This window comes from Nostoc sp. NOS(2021) (assembly GCF_017115025.1).
In the GTDB taxonomy this organism is placed as follows: domain Bacteria; phylum Cyanobacteriota; class Cyanobacteriia; order Cyanobacteriales; family Nostocaceae; genus Nostoc.
The window spans coordinates 12872-32795 of the sequence record NZ_JABXKM010000118.1 but is presented as its reverse complement, the minus strand read 5'-3'; the positions used below and the strand labels follow the sequence as shown (position 1 = coordinate 32795).

Genomic DNA, 19924 nt, shown 5'->3' with positions numbered 1-19924 from the left:
TCGGAACAGGATCTCGTTTCTCCTTCGTCTATCGCTGTCAGCTATCTGTCTTGCACGTGTTGCCTTGCTTAGTGAGCTACGGAATGCAACCAGAGAACAGATTTTTTGCCGCTCAACGACCGGTCATTTGCTCCAGCTTTTCGGGGTATCTAGCCCCTTGCACCGTGATCTTGGAGGCGGCGTCATCGATGTCACGCAGATCGTCGGGCGTGAGTTCGACTGAGACTGCCCCGATGTTTTCGTCCAAGCGATGCAACTTCGTGGTGCCTGGGATCGGAACAATCCACGGCTTCTGGGCCAGCAGCCAGGCGATCGCAATCTGAGCAGGTGTCGCCTGCTTCTGTTCTGCGATGCTGCCAAGCAAATTAATCAGGGCTTGATTCACCTTGAGTGCCTCCGGCGTGAAGCGCGGCAGTGTGCTGCGGAAGTCGGAGCTGTCGAAGGTCGCGGTTTCGTCGATCTTGCCCGTGAGAAAGCCTTTGCCCAGTGGACTATACGGGACAAAGCCGATTCCGAGTTCCTCCAGGGTCGGTATCACTTCCGCTTCAGGCTTTCTCCACCACAACGAGTATTCGCTCTGGAGAGCAGTGACCGGCTGAACCGCATGGGCGCGACGGATCGTTTGCACTCCTGCTTCAGAGAGTCCAAAGTGCTTCACCTTACCTGCCTGAATCAGTTCCTTCACCGCTCCTGCCACGTCTTCGATCGGCACATTCGGGTCAACCCGGTGCTGATAAAGTAAGTCGATTGTCTCGACCTTGAGGCGCTTAAGCGAGGCTTCTACAGCCTGCTTGATGTGCTCTGGTCGGCTATTCAGTCCATGTGAACCTGGCGTCCCGCGCGAATCGGAATTAGGACTAATGTCGAACCCGAATTTGGTGGCGATCGCCACTTGCCCGCGAAAGGGAGCGAGGGCTTCGCCCACAAGCTCTTCGTTGGTGAACGGGCCGTAGACTTCGGCAGTATCAAAGAATGTAATGCCGCGTTCGACGGCGGCCCCCAGAAGAGCGATCATCTCCTGCGTGTCTTTGGGCGGGCCATAAGAAAAGCTCATTCCCATACAGCCCAGCCCGATAGCCGAGACTTCCAGATTACTGTTTCCAAGTTTGCGCTTCTGCATTTTTTGAACTCCTGTCTTTGAATTAAAGGTGAATTAAAGGTCGGAACTGTCTACTCCAAGATCAGGTCTGGTATTGTTCGTCGCTGACCTGTTCCATTTAGTCCACGGTCTTGCCGGCGAGCTGTTCCTGAATGGCGATGTGCATCATGGCCGTGGATTTGATGATGATACTTCTTGCGCGATCGCTAGAACGAACCGTCTGTTGATTTCGATAGCTCTTCATTGGCGCGCGTCGCCTGCAACCGTTCCTCGACAGCCGGCGCGATCGTCGCAAGGGCGTCACTTCCGGCAACGAACAGCTTCGGCGGATTCTCCATCCCGGCGATTTTGACCAGAGCATTACCCAACTTTGCCGGGTCCCCCTGCTGCGTGCCGTTGTAGGCCGACCACGTTTCCTGGACGTTGCCCTCGGCGGTATAGTCTTCAATGGCGTTGCTGGGCCATCTGACATTCTGGTCGTCCAGAAGATCCGTGCGGAAGAAGCCAGGTTCGACGAGCGTCATCTTGATGCCGAACCCCTCGACCTCGACCGCGACCGACAGCGAGATGCCCTCGACCGCGAACTTCGATGCGGCGTAGGCAGCACAGTGCTTAAACCCGACAACACCAGCAACGGAGCTGATGTTGATGATGTGGCCCGACCGCTGCTGACGCATAACCGGCAGCACGGCACGCATGACGTACACCACACCATAGAAGTTCGTCGCGAACTGGCGTTCGATCTCGGCTGTGGTCATCTCTTCAAAATTACCAAGCAGGCTGTAGCCCGCATTGTTAACCAAAACGTCGATGCGACCGAACCGCTTCACCGCCTCCTCGACGGCTGTTTTCGCCTGTACCTCGTCGGAAACGTCCAACTGGACAAATGCAAGATTATCGCTTGCAACATCGCGTAAGGCATTACGCACTTTGTCGAGGTTTCGGCCAGTCGCAACTACACGGTCACCGGACTGCAATGCCGCTTTGGCGGTTCCGGTGCCAATACCGCTACCAGCGCCTGTGATCAACCAGACTTTGCTCATAATTATTTTCCTTTTACTTGGACTTAATCAAGCCCTGTATTGTTCATGGCTCATTATCATCGCCATTACTCCGTCGCCACTTCCTGAAGGCATTTCAACGCATTCAGTGTTCGGGGATATCCCACCCAGGGCAACAATTGTGTAATTAGATCCAGCAGGATGTCTTTGCCGTTTCCGACATTCAGGTTGCCTTGAACGTGCCCCTTTATCTGTGATTCAACCCCGCCCAGAGCAATGAGGATAGACAGTGTGATCAGCTCCCTGAGTCTTATATCTACGCCATTGCGGGTGTAATAATCGCCAAAGCAATTGGCAGACAGAAACCTTTGAATGTGTAGTTGGTCTTTGGGCGATCGCTCATACATTTGATCGATCGTCTCGCCGAACACAGCTTTCTGTATTGCCAGCCCTTTGTCGTAGCGTGTTTCCGGGCTGGTGGTCGATTGCCCTTCTAAAGGTAATTGAATGCCCCTGCTGGACATCACTTCATTAGTGGCATGAACGAAGTCAAATGCTTTCGCCATACCCACGTAGGGTATCGACTGATACAGAATCTCCTTGATTTCAATCGGCGTTACTCCGACATTGATCGCAGCATCCACCATAACCCTGTATTCGCTTACTGCTTGGCTGCCGATGATAGATGCCAGAATCAGCATGACCCTTGTCTTTGTATCCAGCTTACTGAGAGCAATTACTTCGTCAAAGGCGAAGTTGTCAAAGACTTCGATCAGTTCAGGGTCGGTTTCTTTCAGGGTCGATTTGTGGTTTGGAAAAAGTTCCTCATGGTTTTTATGTGCCGCTTCACTTATCCTCACAGAGGATTGAGTTCCGTCCTTCTGCGGTGTATTTGTCATCCGCACCTCCTTCTTTGAGTCACAGTTCTGTGGCCGGCGATTCCGTCTATAATCCCGTTCGCTTTTCCAACTCTTCCAGATTACTGTTTCCAAGTTTGCGCTTTTGCATTGTTACTCCTTCGAGGTTCCACCTCGGTTATGCAGATTTAAGGGATGCCATATCAATACAGAAGCGGTATTTCACATCGGACTTGAGCAGTCGCTCGTAGGCTTCGTTGACCTTCTGGATGGGGATGACTTCGACATCGGCGGTGATGTTGTGCTTGCCGCAAAAGTCGAGCATCTCCTGAGTTTCGGCGATGCCGCCGATGTTAGAGCCGGAGAGACTGCGGCGACCCATGATCAGGCTGAATGCCGAGATGTCCAGGGGTTTCTCAGGTGCGCCGACCAGGGTGATGTTGCCGTCGCGGCGCAGCAGGTTGAGATAGGCGTTGATGTCGTGCTTGGCGGAGACGGTGTCGAGGATGAAATCGAAGCTGCCAGCGTGCTTCTCCATTTCATCGGTGTTGCGGGAGACGACAACTTCATCAGCACCAAGGCGGAGCGCGTCTTCCTTCTTGTTAGGCGAGGTGGTGAAGACGACGACGTGGGCACCGAACGCACGGGCGAACTTCACGCCCATGTGTCCCAGTCCGCCAAGACCGACCACACCAACTTTCTTGCCCTTGGTGACACCCCAGTGGCGCAGGGGCGAATAGGTTGTAATCCCAGCACAGAGGAGCGGCGCGGCTCCAGCGAGATCGAGGTTGGAGGGAACGCGCAAAACGAAGCGTTCATCGACGACGACGCTATCGGAGTAGCCCCCATAGGTGACACCTCCAAGGTGCTTGTCCGGGGAGCCGAAAGTGAGGATCTGGTTCGGGCAGAAATTCTCAAGCCCAGCTTTGCAGTTCGGGCAGGTACCATCTGAATCGACCAGGCAACCGACCGCGGCGAGGTCGCCTGGCTTGTACTTCGTAACTGCCGAGCCAACCTTGGTGACGCGGCCCACGATCTCATGACCTGGTACAATTGGGTAGACGGTGGACATGATACTGCTCCACTCGTTACGCACCGAATGGAGGTCGGAGTGGCAGATGCCGCAGAAGAGGATTTCAATCTGCACGTCGTGTTCAGTTGGATCGCGACGCTTGATCTTGGTAGAGGACAGAGGTGATGTTGCACTGGTTGCGGAATAAGCTTTCGTGTTGTACATAAATTGATGCTCCTAATTTGTTTGCTTCTGGAACTGTACTAAGCCGGGGGGAGCTTACAGCGCCTGGCGCGTAGTCCGGAACAGAATCTCGTTGACGTCCACATCCTCCGGCTGGCTCATGGCGAAGGCGACTGTCCTGAACATCACTACACCGTTTGACCGCCATCGATGACCAGGGCGTGTCCGACGACGAAGGCAGCCGCGTCCGAACACAGCCAGACGACGGCATTAGCGATTTCTTCGGGCTGTCCCATCCGTCCGACCGGCTCCTCCGCTATTACCTGTTCGCGTCCTTCAGAAGTGCCGCCAGTGAAGCGATCCATCATCGGTGTGTCAATGTAACCGGGGGCAACAGCGTTGACGCGGATTTTCTGTGAGGCGTAGTCGAGAGCCGCCGACTTGGTGAGTCCGATCACGCCGTGTTTTGCGGCGGTGTATGCGGCTCCGCCCTTGATGCCTATGACGCCAGCACCCGATGATGTGTTCACGATCGCGCCACCGCCTTGCTTGAGTAACAGCGGGATTTCATACTTCATGCACAGAAAAACGCCGCGCAGGTCGGTGTCTACGATCCGATCCCACTCTGACTCTTCAATTTCTGCTGTTGCTGCATTCTTCTGTTCCACACCAGCGTTATTAAAAGCAAAGTCCAACCGCCCGAAGGTCTCGATGGTCTTGGAAAGAGCTGCCTTCACGTCTTCGGCTTGCGTCACGTCGCACCTGACGACAAGCACTCGTCCGCCGATTTCCTCGATCTTGCGGGCCGTTTCTTGATTGCCCTGTTCTGAAATGTCAGCGACCACCACATTAGCGCCTTCACGTGCAAACGCCAGCGCTGTAGCTCGACCGATGCCGTTCGCTGCTCCGGTCACAAACGCAACTTTTCCTGTGTAGTTTCCATTCTCGTTCGTCCTCATTATTTTTCTCCTTCAATTTTTCACCTAACAAGGTCTTTAACCACCGGATGCGGAGATCACTGGCGATATTGTTCGTCGCTGACCTTTTCCATCCAGTCCACGGGCTTGCCGTCGAGCCATTCCTGAATGGCGATGTGCGTCATGGACGTGGTTGCTGTAGCACCGTGCCAATGCTTCTCACCCGGCGAGATCCAGATCGCGTCCCCCGGCCGAATTTGCTCGATCGAGCCGCCCCAGCGTTGTACGAGGCCACAGCCAGCCGTCACGATCAGGGTTTGTCCCAATGGGTGGGTATGCCATGCTGTCCGAGCGCCAGGCTCGAACGTGACACTGGCACCAGACGTGCGTGCTGGATCGTGTGCCTCGAACAGGGGGTCAACGCGGACAGTGCCGGTAAAATACTCAGCCGGTCCTTTGGCGGAAGGCTGTGAGCCACTTCTTTTGATGTCCATTTTCTTAGTTCCTTCACTTGATGCCATTTTGGTGGCTAGTAGGCAAGTCTCTTGCCCAATCAAAACTGAGTTTTCTCTTGAATAAAAATCCAGAATGCTTACAAGAAGCTGAAATCATTTTTCATCGCTTTAGCTTCATTCTAAGAATCCTGAAGAACAAGTAATAGGACGATCGTCTAAGATTGTTGTACAATCCTGCAAACTTAGAAATGAACGCTGCCAAAACGAGTGAAAAGTCCGATATCGATTTAATGAACGATCCGCAGGCAAAGCGCGAGGCAGACAGAGCGCAAGCCCACAGAGACGAACTGACTGAGCGGATTGCCCAGGCGATTCGTCATGATGGGACGATTGAGCCGCTGAAAGGATTGCACTTCAACCGCGCCTCCTCGCCTTCGGAATGCCTTCATAGTGTCTCTATCCCTGCCTTTTGTGCGATCGCTCAGGGCAGCAAAGAAGTCCTTCTGGGCAGCGATCGCTATCAGTACGACCCGATGCATTATCTGCTTGCTACGGTCGAACTGCCGATTGTCAGCCAAATTCTGGAAGCGTCCAAGGCGCAACCGTACTTTAGCGTTCGCCTCGATCTTGACCCCACCCTCGTTGGCTCAGTGATGGTCGAGGCAGGGTATCCCTCATCGCGCAGCCCTACTGATGTGAAAGCGATTGATGTAAGTTCGTTGAATGCAAATCTGTTGGACGCTGTGGTGCGGCTCGTCAGGCTTCTAGATTCCCCTGCTGAAGCTCATATTCTAGCACCACTGATTAAGCGGGAAATCATTTACCGACTCCTGAAGGGAGAGCAAGGTAATCGGCTCCGTCATATTGCAGTTCTGGGCGGCTACACCTACCACATCGCCAGAGCCGTCGAGCGACTTCGTAAAGACTTTAACGAGCCGCTTCGGATTGAAAACATCGCACGAGAAATGGGAATGAGTGTTTCGGGCTTTCACCATCACTTCAAGTCTGTCACTGCAATGAGTCCCTTGCAGTTCCAGAAGCAACTGCGGCTCCAGGAGGCTCGCCGTCTGATGCTGGGGGAAAACCTTGACGCTACCAGTGCTGCCTACCGAGTGGGGTACGACGATGCCTCGCACTTCAACCGGGAGTACAAGCGGCTCTTTGGTTCACCACCGATGCGCGATGTGGAGCGGCTGCGAGAAGCTGCTAGGGAGACTGCTAGTTCAATATGATTGCGTTCCCATCGGTTTCTTACTCCGAAAACAAACATGTCAATGTCAAGTTACTTCAAAGTTCCCAAAACGGGCGCTACCTCAACCTCTGAAATTTGCGGAACCAAGAATCCATTAGCATAAATCTGGGGATTTGTTTGCGAAACTATGGCATAAGATTGGCGAAGATTAGCATTGACTGCGACAGTCTTCACGTCATACATCTGCATCGCCATCTTGGGATAGAAACCAATACCAATAATCATCAGCAGAAAACAGGCAGCGATAAACACCTCACGCGGTCTAGCATCGTCGTAGACTGCATCTTCTGGCACGAAGCAGTCTGTACCAAAACAAACTGTTCCGTCATCTTCTTGATTTTCCAAGCCGGCATTATTAATGTCGCAGATGAGTGCTGCACCGTCACCATAAAATACCTCTCGCAGCATGGAAAGTAGATAAATCGGTGTGAGGATGACTCCAACTGCGGCGAGAAAAACAGTTACGGTGCAGAAGGTCGAACTGTAAACGTCACTGCTTGTCAAACCAACGAATACCGAGAGTTCGCCAGGAAAGCCGCTCATACCGGGCAGTGCTAGGGATGCCATTGCTGCGATTGTAAACAGGGCAAAGACTTTGGGCATGGCTTGACCAATACCGCCCATATCTTTCATTACCATTGTGTGGGTGCGATCGTAAGTAACGCCTGCTAAGAAGAACAGCACCGATGCAATCAACCCATGTGAAATCATCTGCAACATCGCGCCGTTGATTCCTAAATCAGTGAACGATGCAATCCCAAGCAATACAAATCCCATGTGAGAAATCGACGAATAAGCCAAACGCCGCTTCATATTGGTCTGAGCAAAGGAATTCAATGCACCATAGATAATGTTGACAACACCCAGAATAGCTAGAACCGGCGCAAAGTAAATGTGTGCATCGGGAAGTAGTTCAAGATTCAGGCGAATCAATCCATATCCGCCCATCTTCAGCAATACACCAGCCAAAATCATCGATACAGGAGAGGATGCTTCGCCGTGGGCATCAGGCAACCAGGTATGCATCGGGAAAACCGCAAGTTTGACACCAAATGCAATCAACAACCCTGCATAAAGCAGCAGCTGTAGACCAAGGGGATATTCCTTCTTGGCGAGGGCGGTTATATCAAATGTCATATTACCGCCGCCATATAGCCCCATTGCCAAGGCTGCCACCAAAATAAATATAGAAGCGGCTGCGGTATACAACAAAAATTTCGTAGCCGCATAACGACGCCTTTGCCCACCCCAAATGCAGACTAATAGGTAGACGGGAATCAGTTCGACTTCCCACATAATGAAAAATAGCAGCAGGTCTTTGGCAACAAACACCCCTACCTGTGCGGAATACAACACCAGCATCAAGAAATAGAAGAGGCGGGGTCGGTGATCAACTTGCCAAGCCGAAAATATCGAGAGTGTGGTGACAAATCCTGCTAGAAGCACAAGTGGCACTGAAAGTCCATCAACTGATACCGCCCAGTTGAAACCTAACTGAGGCACCCAGGCATAATTCTCCACGAGTTGAAAACTAGCACTGCTGGCATCGTAATGCTTCCAAAAGGCGTAGCACATCAAGGCAAAGTCTGCGATACCTACACCCAGTGCATACCACCGCACACGTTTGCCATCTTTATCAGGCAGCACAGGGATGAGGAAGGCCGCAATGAGTGGCAGTAAGACGATCGCGGTAAGCCAGGGAAATTGATCCGCTATCATGTATATGATAAAAAATACTTATTTGTGAATGATGTCATTCTACTAAATTTTGTAACAATTTATTCATAAAGTTTTGTCTTAGTAACCGCTTTGACCGAAAAACAATTGAATGGGGAAGAAAAATTTTTCTCGTACATCCCAAATTTTCTTGTGGGATGAGTGTCATCACCCGTCCCATATTCAGGGCGGGCAGGACTTCGGCGTGAGCGCTCAGTCGAACGCTGCCCACCCCACAAGATGGATAATTTATTTCTTCTCAGTCCCTTTATGCAAGAATTTTGAATTTTGGATTGTTAAGTGTTCTTGTGTACGCAGTTCATCATGGCTACTTACTTGCTCATGGTACTAATCCAGCACGCAAAGCACGGACAGCAGCCTGTGTACGGTCAGCAACACAGAGTTTATTGAGAATACCTCGAACATGAGTTTTGACAGTACCGACTGTTAGATAGAGCCTTTTAGCAATTTCTGCGTTGTCACACCCAGCGACAATCAACTCTAAAACATCCATCTCCCTATGAGTTAAAGGATAGCTGACTATACTTTTCTCAACATCTGGGTCAATACCTTCAATCAAGACTCTTTTTCCAGCTGCCCCTCTGCTGCCATCGGGGAAATCTTGACGTATTTGTTGTAGTACAAGGTCTGCGATCGCTGGATCGATCCATGAGCTACCTGCATAGGTCGTTCGCACAGCCTCTACTAGTTTCTCAGTTTCGATATCCTTCATGCAATAAGAATCTGCACCTGCTGCAAATGCTGCTAAAACTGCCTGTTCACTATTCTGCATCGTTAAAATTAGCAGCTTTGTTGTATAATCTTCATTCTCTGCTTGATATTGCCTAAATGTGCGTGTTAGCTCAATACCATCCATGTCAGGCAAACCAATGTCAATAGTAGCAACATCCGGCTTAAGAGTTTTCAGAAGCTTGATACCGTCGGCTGCATTGGCTGCTTCACCAACAATCTTTAACTCTGGCTGGGTTTGTAAGGCAGACCGTAAACCGATTCTTGTAAGATTGTGATCTTCAATCACGAGGATCTTGATTTCACTCATATTTGCTTAACTTTACTGTTATCTATCTAAAGTACAGATTAAAATAATCTCGTTCTTCTATGGGGATCTTATACAAAAAGCAATGCAGTTGCTATTGCTCCCTGAACTTCATCTACCATTAGACATAAATAACCTTATCTCGTAAGTTTTTCTCAGGCAAGAGTTTCGATATCACAATATCATTCAATCAAATAATATTTTTATACATTAACCTGATGATAGATGTTTTATGGTAAACAATTTTTCATTTGCCATCTCAATATTTATTTGAACCACATCTGTCGTAGGGCCACAGCATTGCTCATTGGTGTCAACTTAAGCTCAAACTCCTTTAAAACCTCGTTTCTAGCCTCTGGCTGGAAATGCAAATCAAAAGGCGGCTCTGCCGCGAGTAAGGGAGGCGGCAGCCCTCCTATTAGGCATTCCCAGTCTGAGACTGGGAACGAGACAATCTCTAAAAGCTGGTTCTAGAATGGCTTTTACCTTAAGTTGACACCAATGAGTATTGCTGTGCCCCTACAGGATGGTCTATTTACCTAAAGATAGCTATAAGTATTAATTCATATTTAACAAAATATTATCAGTATAAATACTGTTAATGTAGGATATTTAATTTAGGAAACTTTAAAGGAAAATGTGAATCTTTAATAATCTCAGCACTGGTGAAGTAAGCTATTACTAGATTTGCTAGGGATAGCCAAGCACTTCTTTTTTTTATTTAGCCATGTCTTTAACTAAAACTGTCAAAAAAGATAAAATTCTCGTTGTCGATGATGTTTTTGACAATTTACTGGTCTTAGAAGCAGTCCTAGAAGATGAGGACTATGAAATTAGCTTGGTGGAAGATAGCAAAATTGCTCTGGCTATGGTTGAGGAGTCACCGCCAGACTTAATTCTCTTAGATGTGATGATGCCGGAGATAGATGGCTATGAATTTACTCGACGCATCCGACAGAATCAGGCGTTGCCATTTATTCCGATTCTGCTGCTCACGGCTCACTATGAGTCTAGCGTTGTTGAAGGACTCGACGCGGGTGCAGATGACTTCATTCGTAAACCATTCGATCCTGATGAACTACATGCACGAGTGCGATCGCTCCTGCGCCTCAAACATAGTATCGACGAACGAGATCAGATGGCTAACCTCCGGGCAGATTTTGTCTCCCGTTTTACTCACGATTTACGCATACCATTGGTAGCCTCGAACCGCGTATTAAAATTATTACTGGAAGGTAGGTTTTGCGAAGTTTCGCCACAATTGCAAGAAATAATTGATACCATGATTGGCAGTAATCAAGACCTGCTGGAAATGGTAAATACCTTGCTAGAAGTTTATCGCCATGAAGCGGGCTGTAAAACCTTAAAAATTTCTCCCTGCAATATTCAGGAATTAGTTAGTGAAGTTTCCCAAGAATTAACTCCCTTAGCTGAAGAAAAAGGATTAGCTGTAAACATTGATAAAGGTGAAACTGCAAGCACCATCATGGGCGATCGCGTAGAACTGCGGCGAGTTTTGACAAATATCATCGGCAATGCCATCAAATTTACAGACAAAGGTTCTGTAGATATTCACTGTTATCTTACTCCGGTAGCTGTGAATATTGATATCCAAGATACAGGGCCAGGAATTTCTAAACCAGATCAGGCAATATTATTCCAGCGATTTCGTCAAGGGAAACACCAACGTTCTGGTAGTGGTTTAGGACTATATCTATCTCGCTGCATTATCGAAGCACATCAAGGCACAATCGATGTGACGTCTGAACCAGGGCAGGGTAGTAAATTCACTATACGTCTACCTGTCGCTGGTGAAAACTAAAAGTAGGCAGACAAAACACAGATTTAATAAAGAAAGAAGGTTGAGTAAATAATTATTTACTCAACCTTCTTCCTAAATAAATTTCCACCTAGTACAGCATGGTGTAAATCCAGCTACAATCTCAATTAACCACACAACTAGGGGCAATTCATCAATTGCCCCTACTTGCAGGGCTATTTTATTCTCATCTACTCCGCCTCAGAATGAATTCTGAGTCTAATATCACTCATTCGTCTAAAGACGACTAAGAAAAGGTTATAGTCCGTTTTAACGGACTTTAGCTATGAGCAGTTGAACTTCAGTTCTGGGCGGTTTCTGTCTATAACGAAATAGCCCTGCCCCTACTTGAGCAACTTATTAAAGGTAGGGAAATTTTCGCTTGTACTATTCTAAAGTCTTTTTGACTTCATCTTTGATATTTTCAGCAGTATGGCGGACTTGGGCTTCAGCTTGTTTAGCTTTACCTTCAGCTTTATCTTTAGGATCGCCAGTTACTTCGCCAACCGCCTCTTGTACTTTACCTTCAACGTTTTTAGCAAAAGCTTTGGCTTTATCTTCGATACTCATATTCTTTGTTCCTAAAGTATGTTAATTAGTGATTACTTGTTGCTTGCTCGAAAAGCGCTGCAATATCTATAGATTACTTTTAGACAACTTTAAATTCTTCTATCTGACGATGTTTTTATGACAAATATTTGTGTCCGTTGTATATAGTTATTTAAAGGTTAAATTCATCTTTGAGAATTCAAGTAATATCCAAAAGAGGGAAAGGTATCATTCTATTGTTCTATCTTGAGACAAAATCATTTATAACTTCAGGTAGATAGCGATGATGATAAACCGCAACTTGACTTATAGCGTTTCCTAATCAGATGAGGTACATCATAGTCCCCTCCTTGCTTGCTCTTAGGGTGTTGGGGGTGGGGTTCTTGTACCTCACTCAAGCGAGAACCGCTATAGTTGAAAATACTTTCGTCTTTAATCACTAAATGAGGTTAGTCAAATGTCTGAACTTACGGATGAACTTCAATATATTTTGAATTGGTTAAAATCTACCAATGTTGAATTTTTTGATTGTTACAATCCAGGTTTAACTCGCCAGCAAATTGACGAAATTACTAAGGATTTACCATTCAAGTTATCTGAAGAAGTATATGAACTTTATCAATGGCGCAATGGAACCGCCGAGCTTGGTTATAACAATGGCTATCTACCACTCTATTTTTTGTTTCCTGAGCAATTAAGAGCCGATGTCATTTGTTCTTTTTGTTCCTTGCAAGATTCAGTTTATATTTACAAAAGTATAGGAGAAGCTACTAACTATGATGATGATTATTGGAAGCGAAAATGGTTTCCTCTTGCTGCATATGAAAATAAAAGAATGCTTTATGTAATTGGCGATCTCGATCCATCTCCGGTTTATCTTTGGGATGTTGGTTGTCTTGAAGATTCAGTAAGAACATATAAAAATCTCATCAGTATGATATCTGTAATTGCAGAGTGTTGTGAGTTGGGTTTATATAAACTTATACCAGATGAATATCCAGATGGATATGGAGAAGAAGATGACATGATAATACGAATAGATGAAAAAAAGCTGGAACATGCGGGCAAATGAGCAGGCGATCGCTCAAGATGATATTTACATCAAAAAATATCAAGTCCAGGGCACTTACCCCATGATGTACTACAACCACAACGTATATTTTCTCATGGTGGCCAGCAGTATGGCAGGAAGATATGAAGATGCTCTCCAAGCCGCAGATAAATTAGTTGCAAATGCCACTGCGATTGACCCGTATACACCAATGCTTGAGGGATTTCTGGGCAGCAAAATGCTGATTCAGACACGCTTTAGTGACTGGGATGCCATCTTAAAAACTCCTGCCCCCGATGCGAAATTGCCCACTACCACAGCACTTTGGCATTTTACTCGCGGCATGGCGATCGCAGCCACAGCCAAACTTGAAGATGCAGCAAGCGAAAGTCGGGCATTACTGGCCGCCAAACAGGTAATTTCCACTGAAGCAACCATTGGATTCAGTCCTGCCAGTCGCATTTTAGACATTGCCTCAAAAGTTCTAGACGCCAAAATTGCTAAAGAAAAGCATGATTATGAATCTGCCATTCAATTGCTAGAAAAAGCAGTAATCGCAGAAGATACTCTCGATTACGTGGAACCACCAGACTGGTATTTTCCGACGCGGGAATCTTTGGGCGCTGTGCTTTTAGCTAAGGGCGACTATAGAGAGGCCGAGAAAGTCTTTCGTGCTGATCTAAAAAAGTATCCCCATAATGGGCGTTCTCTATTTGGCTTGCAGGAAAGTTTGCAGGCACTGGGCAAAGATCAGGCTGCTCAAGTTGTAAGTAAGTCGGCGCGTCAGAACATCTCGCCCGCCTTGATTGATGGACGGGCAGGATGCCCGCCCCGCAAAATTGGGTAATTTATTTGTTGGAAGTCCCAATATTCCACACTCAGTTAAGGTGCAAGGGCATTACCCCGAATTAGGCTACCAATGGTTTTGGCAGTAATTTTCAGTTGGGTGATGGGATTAGCTGGGACAACCGTCTTATATAGATAGCTATCGAATGTCAATCGCTGCACATCGAGGTCATCGCACATTTCCACAAACGCCTCGCGGGTAGCGTTAGAACGATAGAACACGCTTTGCAGAATGTCCAGCACCTTGTAAGTAAGTCCGTATCTTTTATCCCAACGCTTCAGATAAACCTTGAGGTCATCTTCCGTAGGAATACGGCTACCACTGTTAGATGCTTCTACAATGGTTTCAGCACACATCCGCCCAGATTTAGCGGCAAAATAAATACCTTCACCAGAGGACTTGGTAACGTAACCAGCAGCATCTCCCACCAAAGCGATGCGACCGACAACACGACGGGGACGGGGATGTTCAGGAATGGGGTGGGCTTCGACTTTGATGATTTTACCGCCTGCCAGTTTCTCGGAAGCACGGGCACGGATACCAGCTTGTAACTGTTTGATGCTGGCTTTATTGATGTGCATTGTACCAGTACCGACAGCTACGTGGTCATATTTGGGGAAAACCCAAGCGTAGAAATCAGTAGAAACGTCATCACCGACATACATTTCGGCGAGGTCGTTATAGTAGGCCATTTTGTCTTCGGGTAAGCGAATCCGCTCTTGGAAAGCGATCGCATAATTATAATCCCCAGCGTCCATTTCTTTGGCAACGCGAGAATTAGCCCCATCCGCCCCAATAATTAGATCCACTTTCAGGGTTTTAGCAATACCCTGTGATATACCTTCTGTATGGTCAATGTAATGGATGGTATAAGGGTCAGTATTGTTTCCTGGTATATCGAGTTTATGAACAGTGGCATTAATTAAATTTGCACCTACTTTTGCCGCGCGATCGCGCAAAAAGCCATCTAGCACTTCCCGGCGGCACATTCCTATATATTCATCTTCATTTACCAGATTGATATCAACCTCACGATTGGAAGGTGAAATCATTTTCATCTTCCGTACCCGGCGATCGATAATCTCTGGTGGTAGATCAAACTCACTTACCATACATAGGGGAATTGCACCCCCACAAGGCTTTGCATTGTCTAGCTTCCGCTCAAACAGGTAGGTTTCAATCCCAGAGGCTGCCAGCGTTTCTGCGGCAGATGAACCAGCAGGGCCTGACCCAATAACAGCAACCCGTAGTGTCAAAGGTCTTTCTCCCAAATCTTCACATTTACCGAGAGCATACTATCACGGTCTTTCGGCTGATTTGACGCTTTCCCTTCAGGTTTCTGTTGAAATGCAATATTCCTTAATGTTTCGATACGAAAAGCGAGATGGGGAGTAGGGAGTAGGTATTGGGAAGAATGAAGAATATTGCCTATTCCCAGTCCCCAATTCCCAAATATGCAGATTTCCTTGTTCGATTCTTTTACTAGACAAGTTAGTGCCGCCGCAATTACTGGATATCAAAAGCACATTTCGCCACACAAAGGTTTTGCTTGTGCATACAGAATACTATATGGCGGCGAATCTTGCTCTGGCTACATCAAGTGGGTAGTTGCTAAGGAAGGGTTAAAAGCAGCTTTTGTTAATTCCCGTGAAAGATTTCAAGCTTGCAAGCAAGCTAACCAAATTTTGCGATGCCTTGCGGCAAGCCCAACTCTTGGAGAGGCTGCGCCAACGGGTTCGGGAGTGACGCTCCTAACGTCGCTAACGCTGCGCTATCGCAATCGACGGGAACCGCCATCGCTCTTAGTGTCTCCCCTTGGCAGAAGACTGCGACTCCCTCACCGCTACGCGTCTACGCAAACCGATAACTCAGAAGAATCCACAGAGGAGGAAGCAAACACGCAACAACGACAACAAACATCTGATAAAGTTGCTCAAAAATCCTCATTTATTAGTAGCAGCAATACTGACTGTTGTGATTGTGCGGATCTAGTTAGCATAACTCCTGATTGTGGTGGTGCTGATTGCAGTTCCCTAGATTGCAGTGGTGCTGACTGTAGCTTCCTCGATTGCGGCAGTTGCGGTAGCTAAATCTTGTTCATCCATAAATAATTATGTATGGTATATGTAAGACACAGTAATCCTACCAAGGATCTGTAGATTTAGTTGCAGAGGTACAGCAGCAGTGGGCATAGTAGTTGAAAATGTCTCCAAACAATTCGGGAGTTTCAAGGCAGTTGATCAGGTCAGCCTGGAAATTAAAAGTGGTTCGCTAGTTGCGTTGCTTGGGCCATCGGGATCAGGTAAATCTACGCTACTACGGTTAATTTCAGGTTTAGAAATGCCAGATAGCGGCAAAATCCTGCTTACCGGTAAGGACGCAACATACCAAAGCGTGCAACAGCGGAATATTGGGTTTGTATTTCAGCACTATGCCCTATTCAAACATTTGACCGTCAGGCAGAATATTGCTTTTGGCTTAGAAATTCGTAAGGCACAGCCAAAGAAGATTAAGGGGCGGGTAGAACAGTTACTGGAATTGGTGCAGTTGACTGGACTAGGCGATCGCTATCCATCACAACTTTCTGGTGGTCAAAGACAACGGGTAGCATTAGCAAGGGCACTGGCAGTAGAACCTGATGTATTACTGCTAGATGAACCCTTCGGCGCACTTGATGCGAAAGTCCGCAAAGACTTACGGGCATGGTTACGCCGCCTCCATGATGAAGTTCATGTTACCACGGTTTTCGTCACCCATGACCAAGAGGAAGCAATGGAAGTGTCCGATGAAGTTGTGGTCATGAATAAAGGGCGTATCGAACAGGTGGGGACACCAGCAGAAATTTACGATAATCCTGCCACCGCATTTGTAATGAGCTTCATCGGCCCTGTGAACATATTACCTAGCACCTCGAAGATTTTTGAAAGTAGCCGGTTTGATACGCCACACCCACAAGTATTTTTGCGTCCGCAAGATGTTATTTTTGAAAAGGTTGCCAACGATGCCACTACACCTGCGACAGTGAGCCGGTTGGTACATTTGGGTTGGGAAATTCAGGTAGAATTAACTTTCGATGATGGACAAGTAGTGATGGCGCATTTAACACGCGATCGCTTTAATGACTTAGAGTTAGAAGCGAAACAGCGAGTGTATGTCAAGCCAAAAGATGCGAAGTCCTTCCCACTATCTTATTCAGTTTAGTTAGCAGTATTGCCCGAAATTCTAAACCATTTACGTACCTCTCTAAATATTCTGGGTTTCTAGTCAATAAATTGTTCGCGGAGAATATCCGCGAACAAGTCTTTTTTGTCCAAAGTTCAAACTTTCTACATGCACCGCTATATCTATCTCTACTAAGCTGTCGCATTTTTAATTTTCCAGAGTGTTCTAGTTGCAACAAGGGTTCCAGACCATAAAAAGTGCAAGCTATACGCGCGACAGCTTAACAACGAGTAAAAGTAAACTTAATTTGATAACCCTGAGCGATTAGAATTTTGGTTTGCTGCCTCGCAGCTACATCTCTGGCACGCGCTATCAAATTTGTGTTGATGCCGAAAACCGAATTCACTGGGTTAGCACACGCGTCTATTGCATCTGGTGTAATAGCTACATTTTTTACCCATCCATTTGAAAAGCCAGACGGGAAGTTTGCGTTTGGATCGTTACTAGAATTTGGAACATTTTTCCCTTGAAACACTAATGTAACTTTTAGGTCAGCACTGCCTCCCTTGGGCACATTTGCAAAGCCAACATACTTGATGTTAATGGGCTTAACTTTGTACCCTTTAGGCACATTCAGCCCAATTCTCAGATTGCAAGATTTTGATACAACATTAGGAGATACAGCTACAGCCTGAAATTGAGGTAAAGTTACAAACAGAGTATCTGCTTTCAAATTTGTTTGGGCATTTCCCGACGGGCAGCCATTTCCGAAAACAGTTACTGGAACTTGTTGAAACTGAAATCCCTGTGGTTGAGCATGTACCTGAGATAAACCCACAACATTTAAACTCAGTAGCGTCAAACTAGAAACAAGAGTGCTTAAGACTTTCATATCAAATAAAGAAAGCTTATCAGCTTTATTGTTAATACTATTCCTAAAGACAGAGACTCAAAGATTTATTCCGAACGATTGGAAGAAATCTTTCGATAAGTTGGTAAAGCAGCTTTTGAGAGATCAGCTTTTGTGAAAAACTAAATGCCAAACTTACTATGCATTTAAAAACCTAACAAGCTTTAAAAGCAAACTTGATTTGGAACAATACAGGACAGATTGTTGTGTCGATTGTATCAATTCGGATTTTAGTTTCTTGATTTGCAGGTATACTTCTAGCTCTTGCCGTCAGATTTGAATTGATACCAAAAATCGAACTCACTGGGTTCTTACATGCATTTATTGTGCCTAATGTAATATCTACATTTTTGCTCCAAACATCTGAGAAGCCAGGCTTAAACGTTGCCTTTGGATTATCGTTAGTTGGAATTTCTTGACCTTGAAAGAGTATTTATAACGTCCAGGTCAGCGCTGCCTTTTTTAGGCACATCTGCAAAGCCAATATACTTGACCTTAATGGGCTGAACGTTAAATCCAGAAGGTACATTAAGACCGATCAGCAGATTGCAGGATTTTGATACAACCTTAGGAGGTGAAGCTAAAGCTTCAAAGTCAGAAAATGTTATTAGACCTCTTGTAAAAGTCAAAAAATCAGGAATGTCATTCTGAGCGGAACGCAGTGGAGAGAGGAATCTCACAGATGTTTCGCTCCGCTCAACATGACAATTTAAGCATTTATGCAAGAGGTCTATTGAAAGAGTATCTCGATTCCAAATTACCTGTACTATTCCCGGTGGACAACCATTTACTACAAGAGTTACTGGAACTATTTGAAACTCAAATTCTTGTGGTTGAGCCTGTACCTTTAAATGCAAAACTTAACTATGCATTTAAAAAAGCTAACAAGGATTAAAAGCAAACTTGATTTGGAACAATACAGGACCGATTGTTGTGTCGATTGTATCAATTCGGATTTGAGTTTGTTGATTTGCAGGTATATTTCTAGCTCTTGCCGTCAGATTTGAATTGATACCAAAAATCGAACTCACTGGGTTCTTACATGCATTTATTGTGCCTAATGTAATACCGACATTTTTGCTCCAAACATCTGAGAAGCCAGGCCCAAACGTTGCGTTTGGATTATTGTTAGTTGGAACTTGTTGACCTGCAAAGGTTATTCTAACGTTCAGGTCAGCACTGCCTCCTTGAGGCACATCTGCAAAGCCAATATAGTTGACGTTAATTGGCTGAACGTTTAACCCAGAAGGTACATTCAAACCGATCCGCAGATTGCAGGATTCTGATACAACCTTAGGAGGTGAAGCTAAAGCTCCAAACGCAGAAAATGTTATTGAAAGAGTATCTCCATTCAAAATTCCCTGTGCTGTTCCGTCTGGACAACCATTTCCAAAAAGAGTTACTGGAACTGTTTGAAACTCAAATCCTTTTGTTTGAGCCTGTACCTGAGATAGACCTACAACATTTAAACTCAGTAGCGTCAAACTGGAAATCAGACCACTTAAAATTTTCATACAAGGACTCCGCGAAAATGTGTAATTTCCTGTGCATATTAGCTGCAAGTTAAAGAAGTCGGAAGTCAGAAGTACAGTTTTGTAACGGGGATTTAGACACCGTAACAAAACTTGCCGCTTGCTAGAAGCCGGGGACTTAAACCCGCCAAAGTTTGTTAAAATTCCGTTGGAAGAAATCTTTTGAAAAGTTGGTAAAGCAGCTTTTGAGAGTTCAGATTTTGTTAAAAAATAAACTTGTAAAAAGAATAACTAACCTGAGAAATATATTTAATCTATCCAAAGAGATATATTTTGCAAATGGTTACACAAATTAACTAAATAGCTGACGATTTGCTCATTTTTTATAAAGTTAAAAGATGGGTCGGCTAAAACCTGGAATTTTTCAAAAGATTGGAAATTTAGAGCTAGCAACCTATCCAGCTTTTATTTTTATCAGTGTTAGCAGTGGCAATACAATTAGCGTAGGCGCAGCCCAAACTAGGCATCGCTAACTTAAAATCATCAAAGTCAGTATAGTACTTTG

Annotated in this window: 20 protein-coding genes; 7 read left to right on the top strand and 13 right to left on the bottom strand. The window is 46.1% G+C overall.

Features of this window, described 5'->3' with window-relative positions; genetic code table 11:
- Nucleotides 1-112: 112 nt before the first annotated feature.
- From HWQ41_RS14990 to HWQ41_RS14965, 6 genes are all read right to left on the bottom strand, one after another.
- Nucleotides 113-1120: an aldo/keto reductase gene (locus HWQ41_RS14990; protein WP_292764002.1), complete on the bottom strand. Its 1008-nt coding sequence runs from the start codon at nt 1118-1120 to the stop codon at nt 113-115.
- Nucleotides 1121-1305: 185 nt separating this feature from the next.
- A complete protein-coding gene (locus HWQ41_RS14985; protein ID WP_292763999.1) occupies nt 1306-2142 on the bottom strand; it encodes an SDR family NAD(P)-dependent oxidoreductase in 837 nt (278 codons plus the stop codon).
- Between the two features lie 65 nt (nt 2143-2207).
- Nucleotides 2208-2999: a carboxymuconolactone decarboxylase family protein gene (locus HWQ41_RS14980; RefSeq protein ID WP_292763996.1), complete on the bottom strand. Its 792-nt coding sequence runs from the start codon at nt 2997-2999 to the stop codon at nt 2208-2210.
- Nucleotides 3000-3135: 136 nt separating this feature from the next.
- Complete coding sequence (locus HWQ41_RS14975) at nt 3136-4194, bottom strand: NAD(P)-dependent alcohol dehydrogenase (protein ID WP_292763992.1); 1059 nt, start codon at nt 4192-4194, stop codon at nt 3136-3138.
- A gap of 146 nt (nt 4195-4340) precedes the next feature.
- Nucleotides 4341-5111, bottom strand: a complete 771-nt coding sequence (locus HWQ41_RS14970; RefSeq protein ID WP_292763989.1) for an SDR family oxidoreductase — start codon at nt 5109-5111, stop codon at nt 4341-4343.
- A gap of 56 nt (nt 5112-5167) precedes the next feature.
- Nucleotides 5168-5563 (bottom strand): cupin domain-containing protein, encoded by a 396-nt coding sequence (locus tag HWQ41_RS14965; RefSeq protein ID WP_292763986.1) that lies wholly within the window; start codon nt 5561-5563, stop codon nt 5168-5170.
- Nucleotides 5564-5772: 209 nt separating this feature from the next.
- On the opposite strand from HWQ41_RS14965, the gene HWQ41_RS14960 reads away from it, so the two are divergent.
- A complete protein-coding gene (locus tag HWQ41_RS14960; RefSeq protein ID WP_292763983.1) occupies nt 5773-6756 on the top strand; it encodes an AraC family transcriptional regulator in 984 nt (327 codons plus the stop codon).
- Between the two features lie 50 nt (nt 6757-6806).
- Here the strand turns inward: HWQ41_RS14960 and HWQ41_RS14955 are convergent, their stop codons facing one another.
- Both HWQ41_RS14955 and HWQ41_RS14950 read right to left on the bottom strand, forming a co-directional pair.
- Entirely contained in the window at nt 6807-8495 is a 1689-nt protein-coding gene (locus HWQ41_RS14955) for an NAD(P)H-quinone oxidoreductase subunit 4 (RefSeq protein WP_292763981.1), read from the bottom strand.
- 337 nt (nt 8496-8832) lie between these two features.
- Nucleotides 8833-9552 (bottom strand): response regulator transcription factor, encoded by a 720-nt coding sequence (locus tag HWQ41_RS14950; protein ID WP_292763979.1) that lies wholly within the window; start codon nt 9550-9552, stop codon nt 8833-8835.
- A 724-nt stretch (nt 9553-10276) separates the two neighbouring features.
- On the opposite strand from HWQ41_RS14950, the gene HWQ41_RS14945 reads away from it, so the two are divergent.
- Nucleotides 10277-11371, top strand: a complete 1095-nt coding sequence (locus HWQ41_RS14945; protein ID WP_292763976.1) for a hybrid sensor histidine kinase/response regulator — start codon at nt 10277-10279, stop codon at nt 11369-11371.
- A gap of 384 nt (nt 11372-11755) precedes the next feature.
- Here the strand turns inward: HWQ41_RS14945 and HWQ41_RS14940 are convergent, their stop codons facing one another.
- Nucleotides 11756-11938 carry a CsbD family protein gene (locus tag HWQ41_RS14940; RefSeq protein WP_273762370.1) on the bottom strand — a complete coding sequence of 61 codons (183 nt, stop codon included), beginning with the start codon at nt 11936-11938 and terminating at the stop codon, nt 11756-11758.
- Between the two features lie 436 nt (nt 11939-12374).
- On the opposite strand from HWQ41_RS14940, the gene HWQ41_RS14935 reads away from it, so the two are divergent.
- On the top strand, nt 12375-12989 hold the full coding sequence (locus tag HWQ41_RS14935) for an SMI1/KNR4 family protein (protein ID WP_292763974.1): 615 nt from the start codon (nt 12375-12377) through the stop codon (nt 12987-12989).
- On the top strand, nt 12958-13815 hold the full coding sequence (locus HWQ41_RS14930; RefSeq protein ID WP_292763972.1) for a hypothetical protein: 858 nt from the start codon (nt 12958-12960) through the stop codon (nt 13813-13815). Before HWQ41_RS14935 ends, HWQ41_RS14930 begins: the two co-directional genes overlap by 32 nt.
- A 35-nt stretch (nt 13816-13850) precedes the next feature.
- Here HWQ41_RS14930 and chlP read toward each other — a convergent pair whose 3' ends face one another.
- Nucleotides 13851-15071, bottom strand: coding sequence for a geranylgeranyl reductase (gene chlP / locus HWQ41_RS14925; RefSeq protein WP_292763970.1), 1221 nt, complete (start codon nt 15069-15071; stop codon nt 13851-13853).
- Between the two features lie 198 nt (nt 15072-15269).
- Between chlP and yidD the strand changes: the two genes are divergently transcribed.
- Entirely contained in the window at nt 15270-15905 is a 636-nt protein-coding gene (gene yidD, locus HWQ41_RS14920) for a membrane protein insertion efficiency factor YidD (RefSeq protein ID WP_292763968.1), read from the top strand.
- Between the two features lie 94 nt (nt 15906-15999).
- Nucleotides 16000-17016: a sulfate/molybdate ABC transporter ATP-binding protein gene (locus HWQ41_RS14915; protein WP_292763965.1), complete on the top strand. Its 1017-nt coding sequence runs from the start codon at nt 16000-16002 to the stop codon at nt 17014-17016.
- A 241-nt stretch (nt 17017-17257) separates the two neighbouring features.
- Here HWQ41_RS14915 and HWQ41_RS14910 read toward each other — a convergent pair whose 3' ends face one another.
- The 3 genes from HWQ41_RS14910 to HWQ41_RS14900 all read right to left on the bottom strand — a co-directional run bounded on the left by HWQ41_RS14910 (nt 17258) and on the right by HWQ41_RS14900 (nt 19401).
- On the bottom strand, nt 17258-17869 hold the full coding sequence (locus tag HWQ41_RS14910) for a DUF4360 domain-containing protein (protein ID WP_292763962.1): 612 nt from the start codon (nt 17867-17869) through the stop codon (nt 17258-17260).
- 419 nt (nt 17870-18288) lie between these two features.
- Complete coding sequence (locus HWQ41_RS14905; protein WP_292763959.1) at nt 18289-18744, bottom strand: DUF4360 domain-containing protein; 456 nt, start codon at nt 18742-18744, stop codon at nt 18289-18291.
- Between the two features lie 24 nt (nt 18745-18768).
- On the bottom strand, nt 18769-19401 hold the full coding sequence (locus HWQ41_RS14900; protein ID WP_292763956.1) for a DUF4360 domain-containing protein: 633 nt from the start codon (nt 19399-19401) through the stop codon (nt 18769-18771).
- 356 nt (nt 19402-19757) lie between these two features.
- Here HWQ41_RS14900 and HWQ41_RS14895 point away from each other — a divergent pair, with 356 nt between their 5' ends.
- Entirely contained in the window at nt 19758-19892 is a 135-nt protein-coding gene (locus HWQ41_RS14895) for a hypothetical protein (protein ID WP_292764104.1), read from the top strand.
- Nucleotides 19893-19924 lie beyond the last annotated feature (32 nt).

Excerpts from the sequence above, each read along its gene's own strand:
- HWQ41_RS14940 (WP_273762370.1), bottom strand. The coding sequence starts at position 11,938 with ATGAGTATCGAAGATAAAGCCAAAGCTTTTGCTAAAAACGTTGAAGGT.
- HWQ41_RS14935 (WP_292763974.1), top strand. The coding sequence starts at position 12,375 with ATGTCTGAACTTACGGATGAACTTCAATATATTTTGAATTGGTTAAAA.
- HWQ41_RS14950 (WP_292763979.1), bottom strand. The coding sequence starts at position 9,552 with ATGAGTGAAATCAAGATCCTCGTGATTGAAGATCACAATCTTACAAGA.
- HWQ41_RS14955 (WP_292763981.1), bottom strand. The coding sequence starts at position 8,495 with ATGATAGCGGATCAATTTCCCTGGCTTACCGCGATCGTCTTACTGCCA.
- HWQ41_RS14895 (WP_292764104.1), top strand. The coding sequence starts at position 19,758 with ATGGGTCGGCTAAAACCTGGAATTTTTCAAAAGATTGGAAATTTAGAG.
- HWQ41_RS14980 (WP_292763996.1), bottom strand. The coding sequence starts at position 2,999 with ATGACAAATACACCGCAGAAGGACGGAACTCAATCCTCTGTGAGGATA.
- HWQ41_RS14900 (WP_292763956.1), bottom strand. The coding sequence starts at position 19,401 with ATGAAAATTTTAAGTGGTCTGATTTCCAGTTTGACGCTACTGAGTTTA.
- HWQ41_RS14945 (WP_292763976.1), top strand. The coding sequence starts at position 10,277 with ATGTCTTTAACTAAAACTGTCAAAAAAGATAAAATTCTCGTTGTCGAT.
- HWQ41_RS14970 (WP_292763989.1), bottom strand. The coding sequence starts at position 5,111 with ATGAGGACGAACGAGAATGGAAACTACACAGGAAAAGTTGCGTTTGTG.
- yidD (WP_292763968.1), top strand. The coding sequence starts at position 15,270 with ATGCAGATTTCCTTGTTCGATTCTTTTACTAGACAAGTTAGTGCCGCC.
- HWQ41_RS14975 (WP_292763992.1), bottom strand. The coding sequence starts at position 4,194 with ATGTACAACACGAAAGCTTATTCCGCAACCAGTGCAACATCACCTCTG.
- HWQ41_RS14965 (WP_292763986.1), bottom strand. The coding sequence starts at position 5,563 with ATGGACATCAAAAGAAGTGGCTCACAGCCTTCCGCCAAAGGACCGGCT.
- HWQ41_RS14985 (WP_292763999.1), bottom strand. The coding sequence starts at position 2,142 with ATGAGCAAAGTCTGGTTGATCACAGGCGCTGGTAGCGGTATTGGCACC.
- HWQ41_RS14930 (WP_292763972.1), top strand. The coding sequence starts at position 12,958 with ATGAAAAAAAGCTGGAACATGCGGGCAAATGAGCAGGCGATCGCTCAA.
- HWQ41_RS14960 (WP_292763983.1), top strand. The coding sequence starts at position 5,773 with ATGAACGCTGCCAAAACGAGTGAAAAGTCCGATATCGATTTAATGAAC.
- HWQ41_RS14910 (WP_292763962.1), bottom strand. The coding sequence starts at position 17,869 with ATGAAAGTCTTAAGCACTCTTGTTTCTAGTTTGACGCTACTGAGTTTA.
- HWQ41_RS14990 (WP_292764002.1), bottom strand. The coding sequence starts at position 1,120 with ATGCAGAAGCGCAAACTTGGAAACAGTAATCTGGAAGTCTCGGCTATC.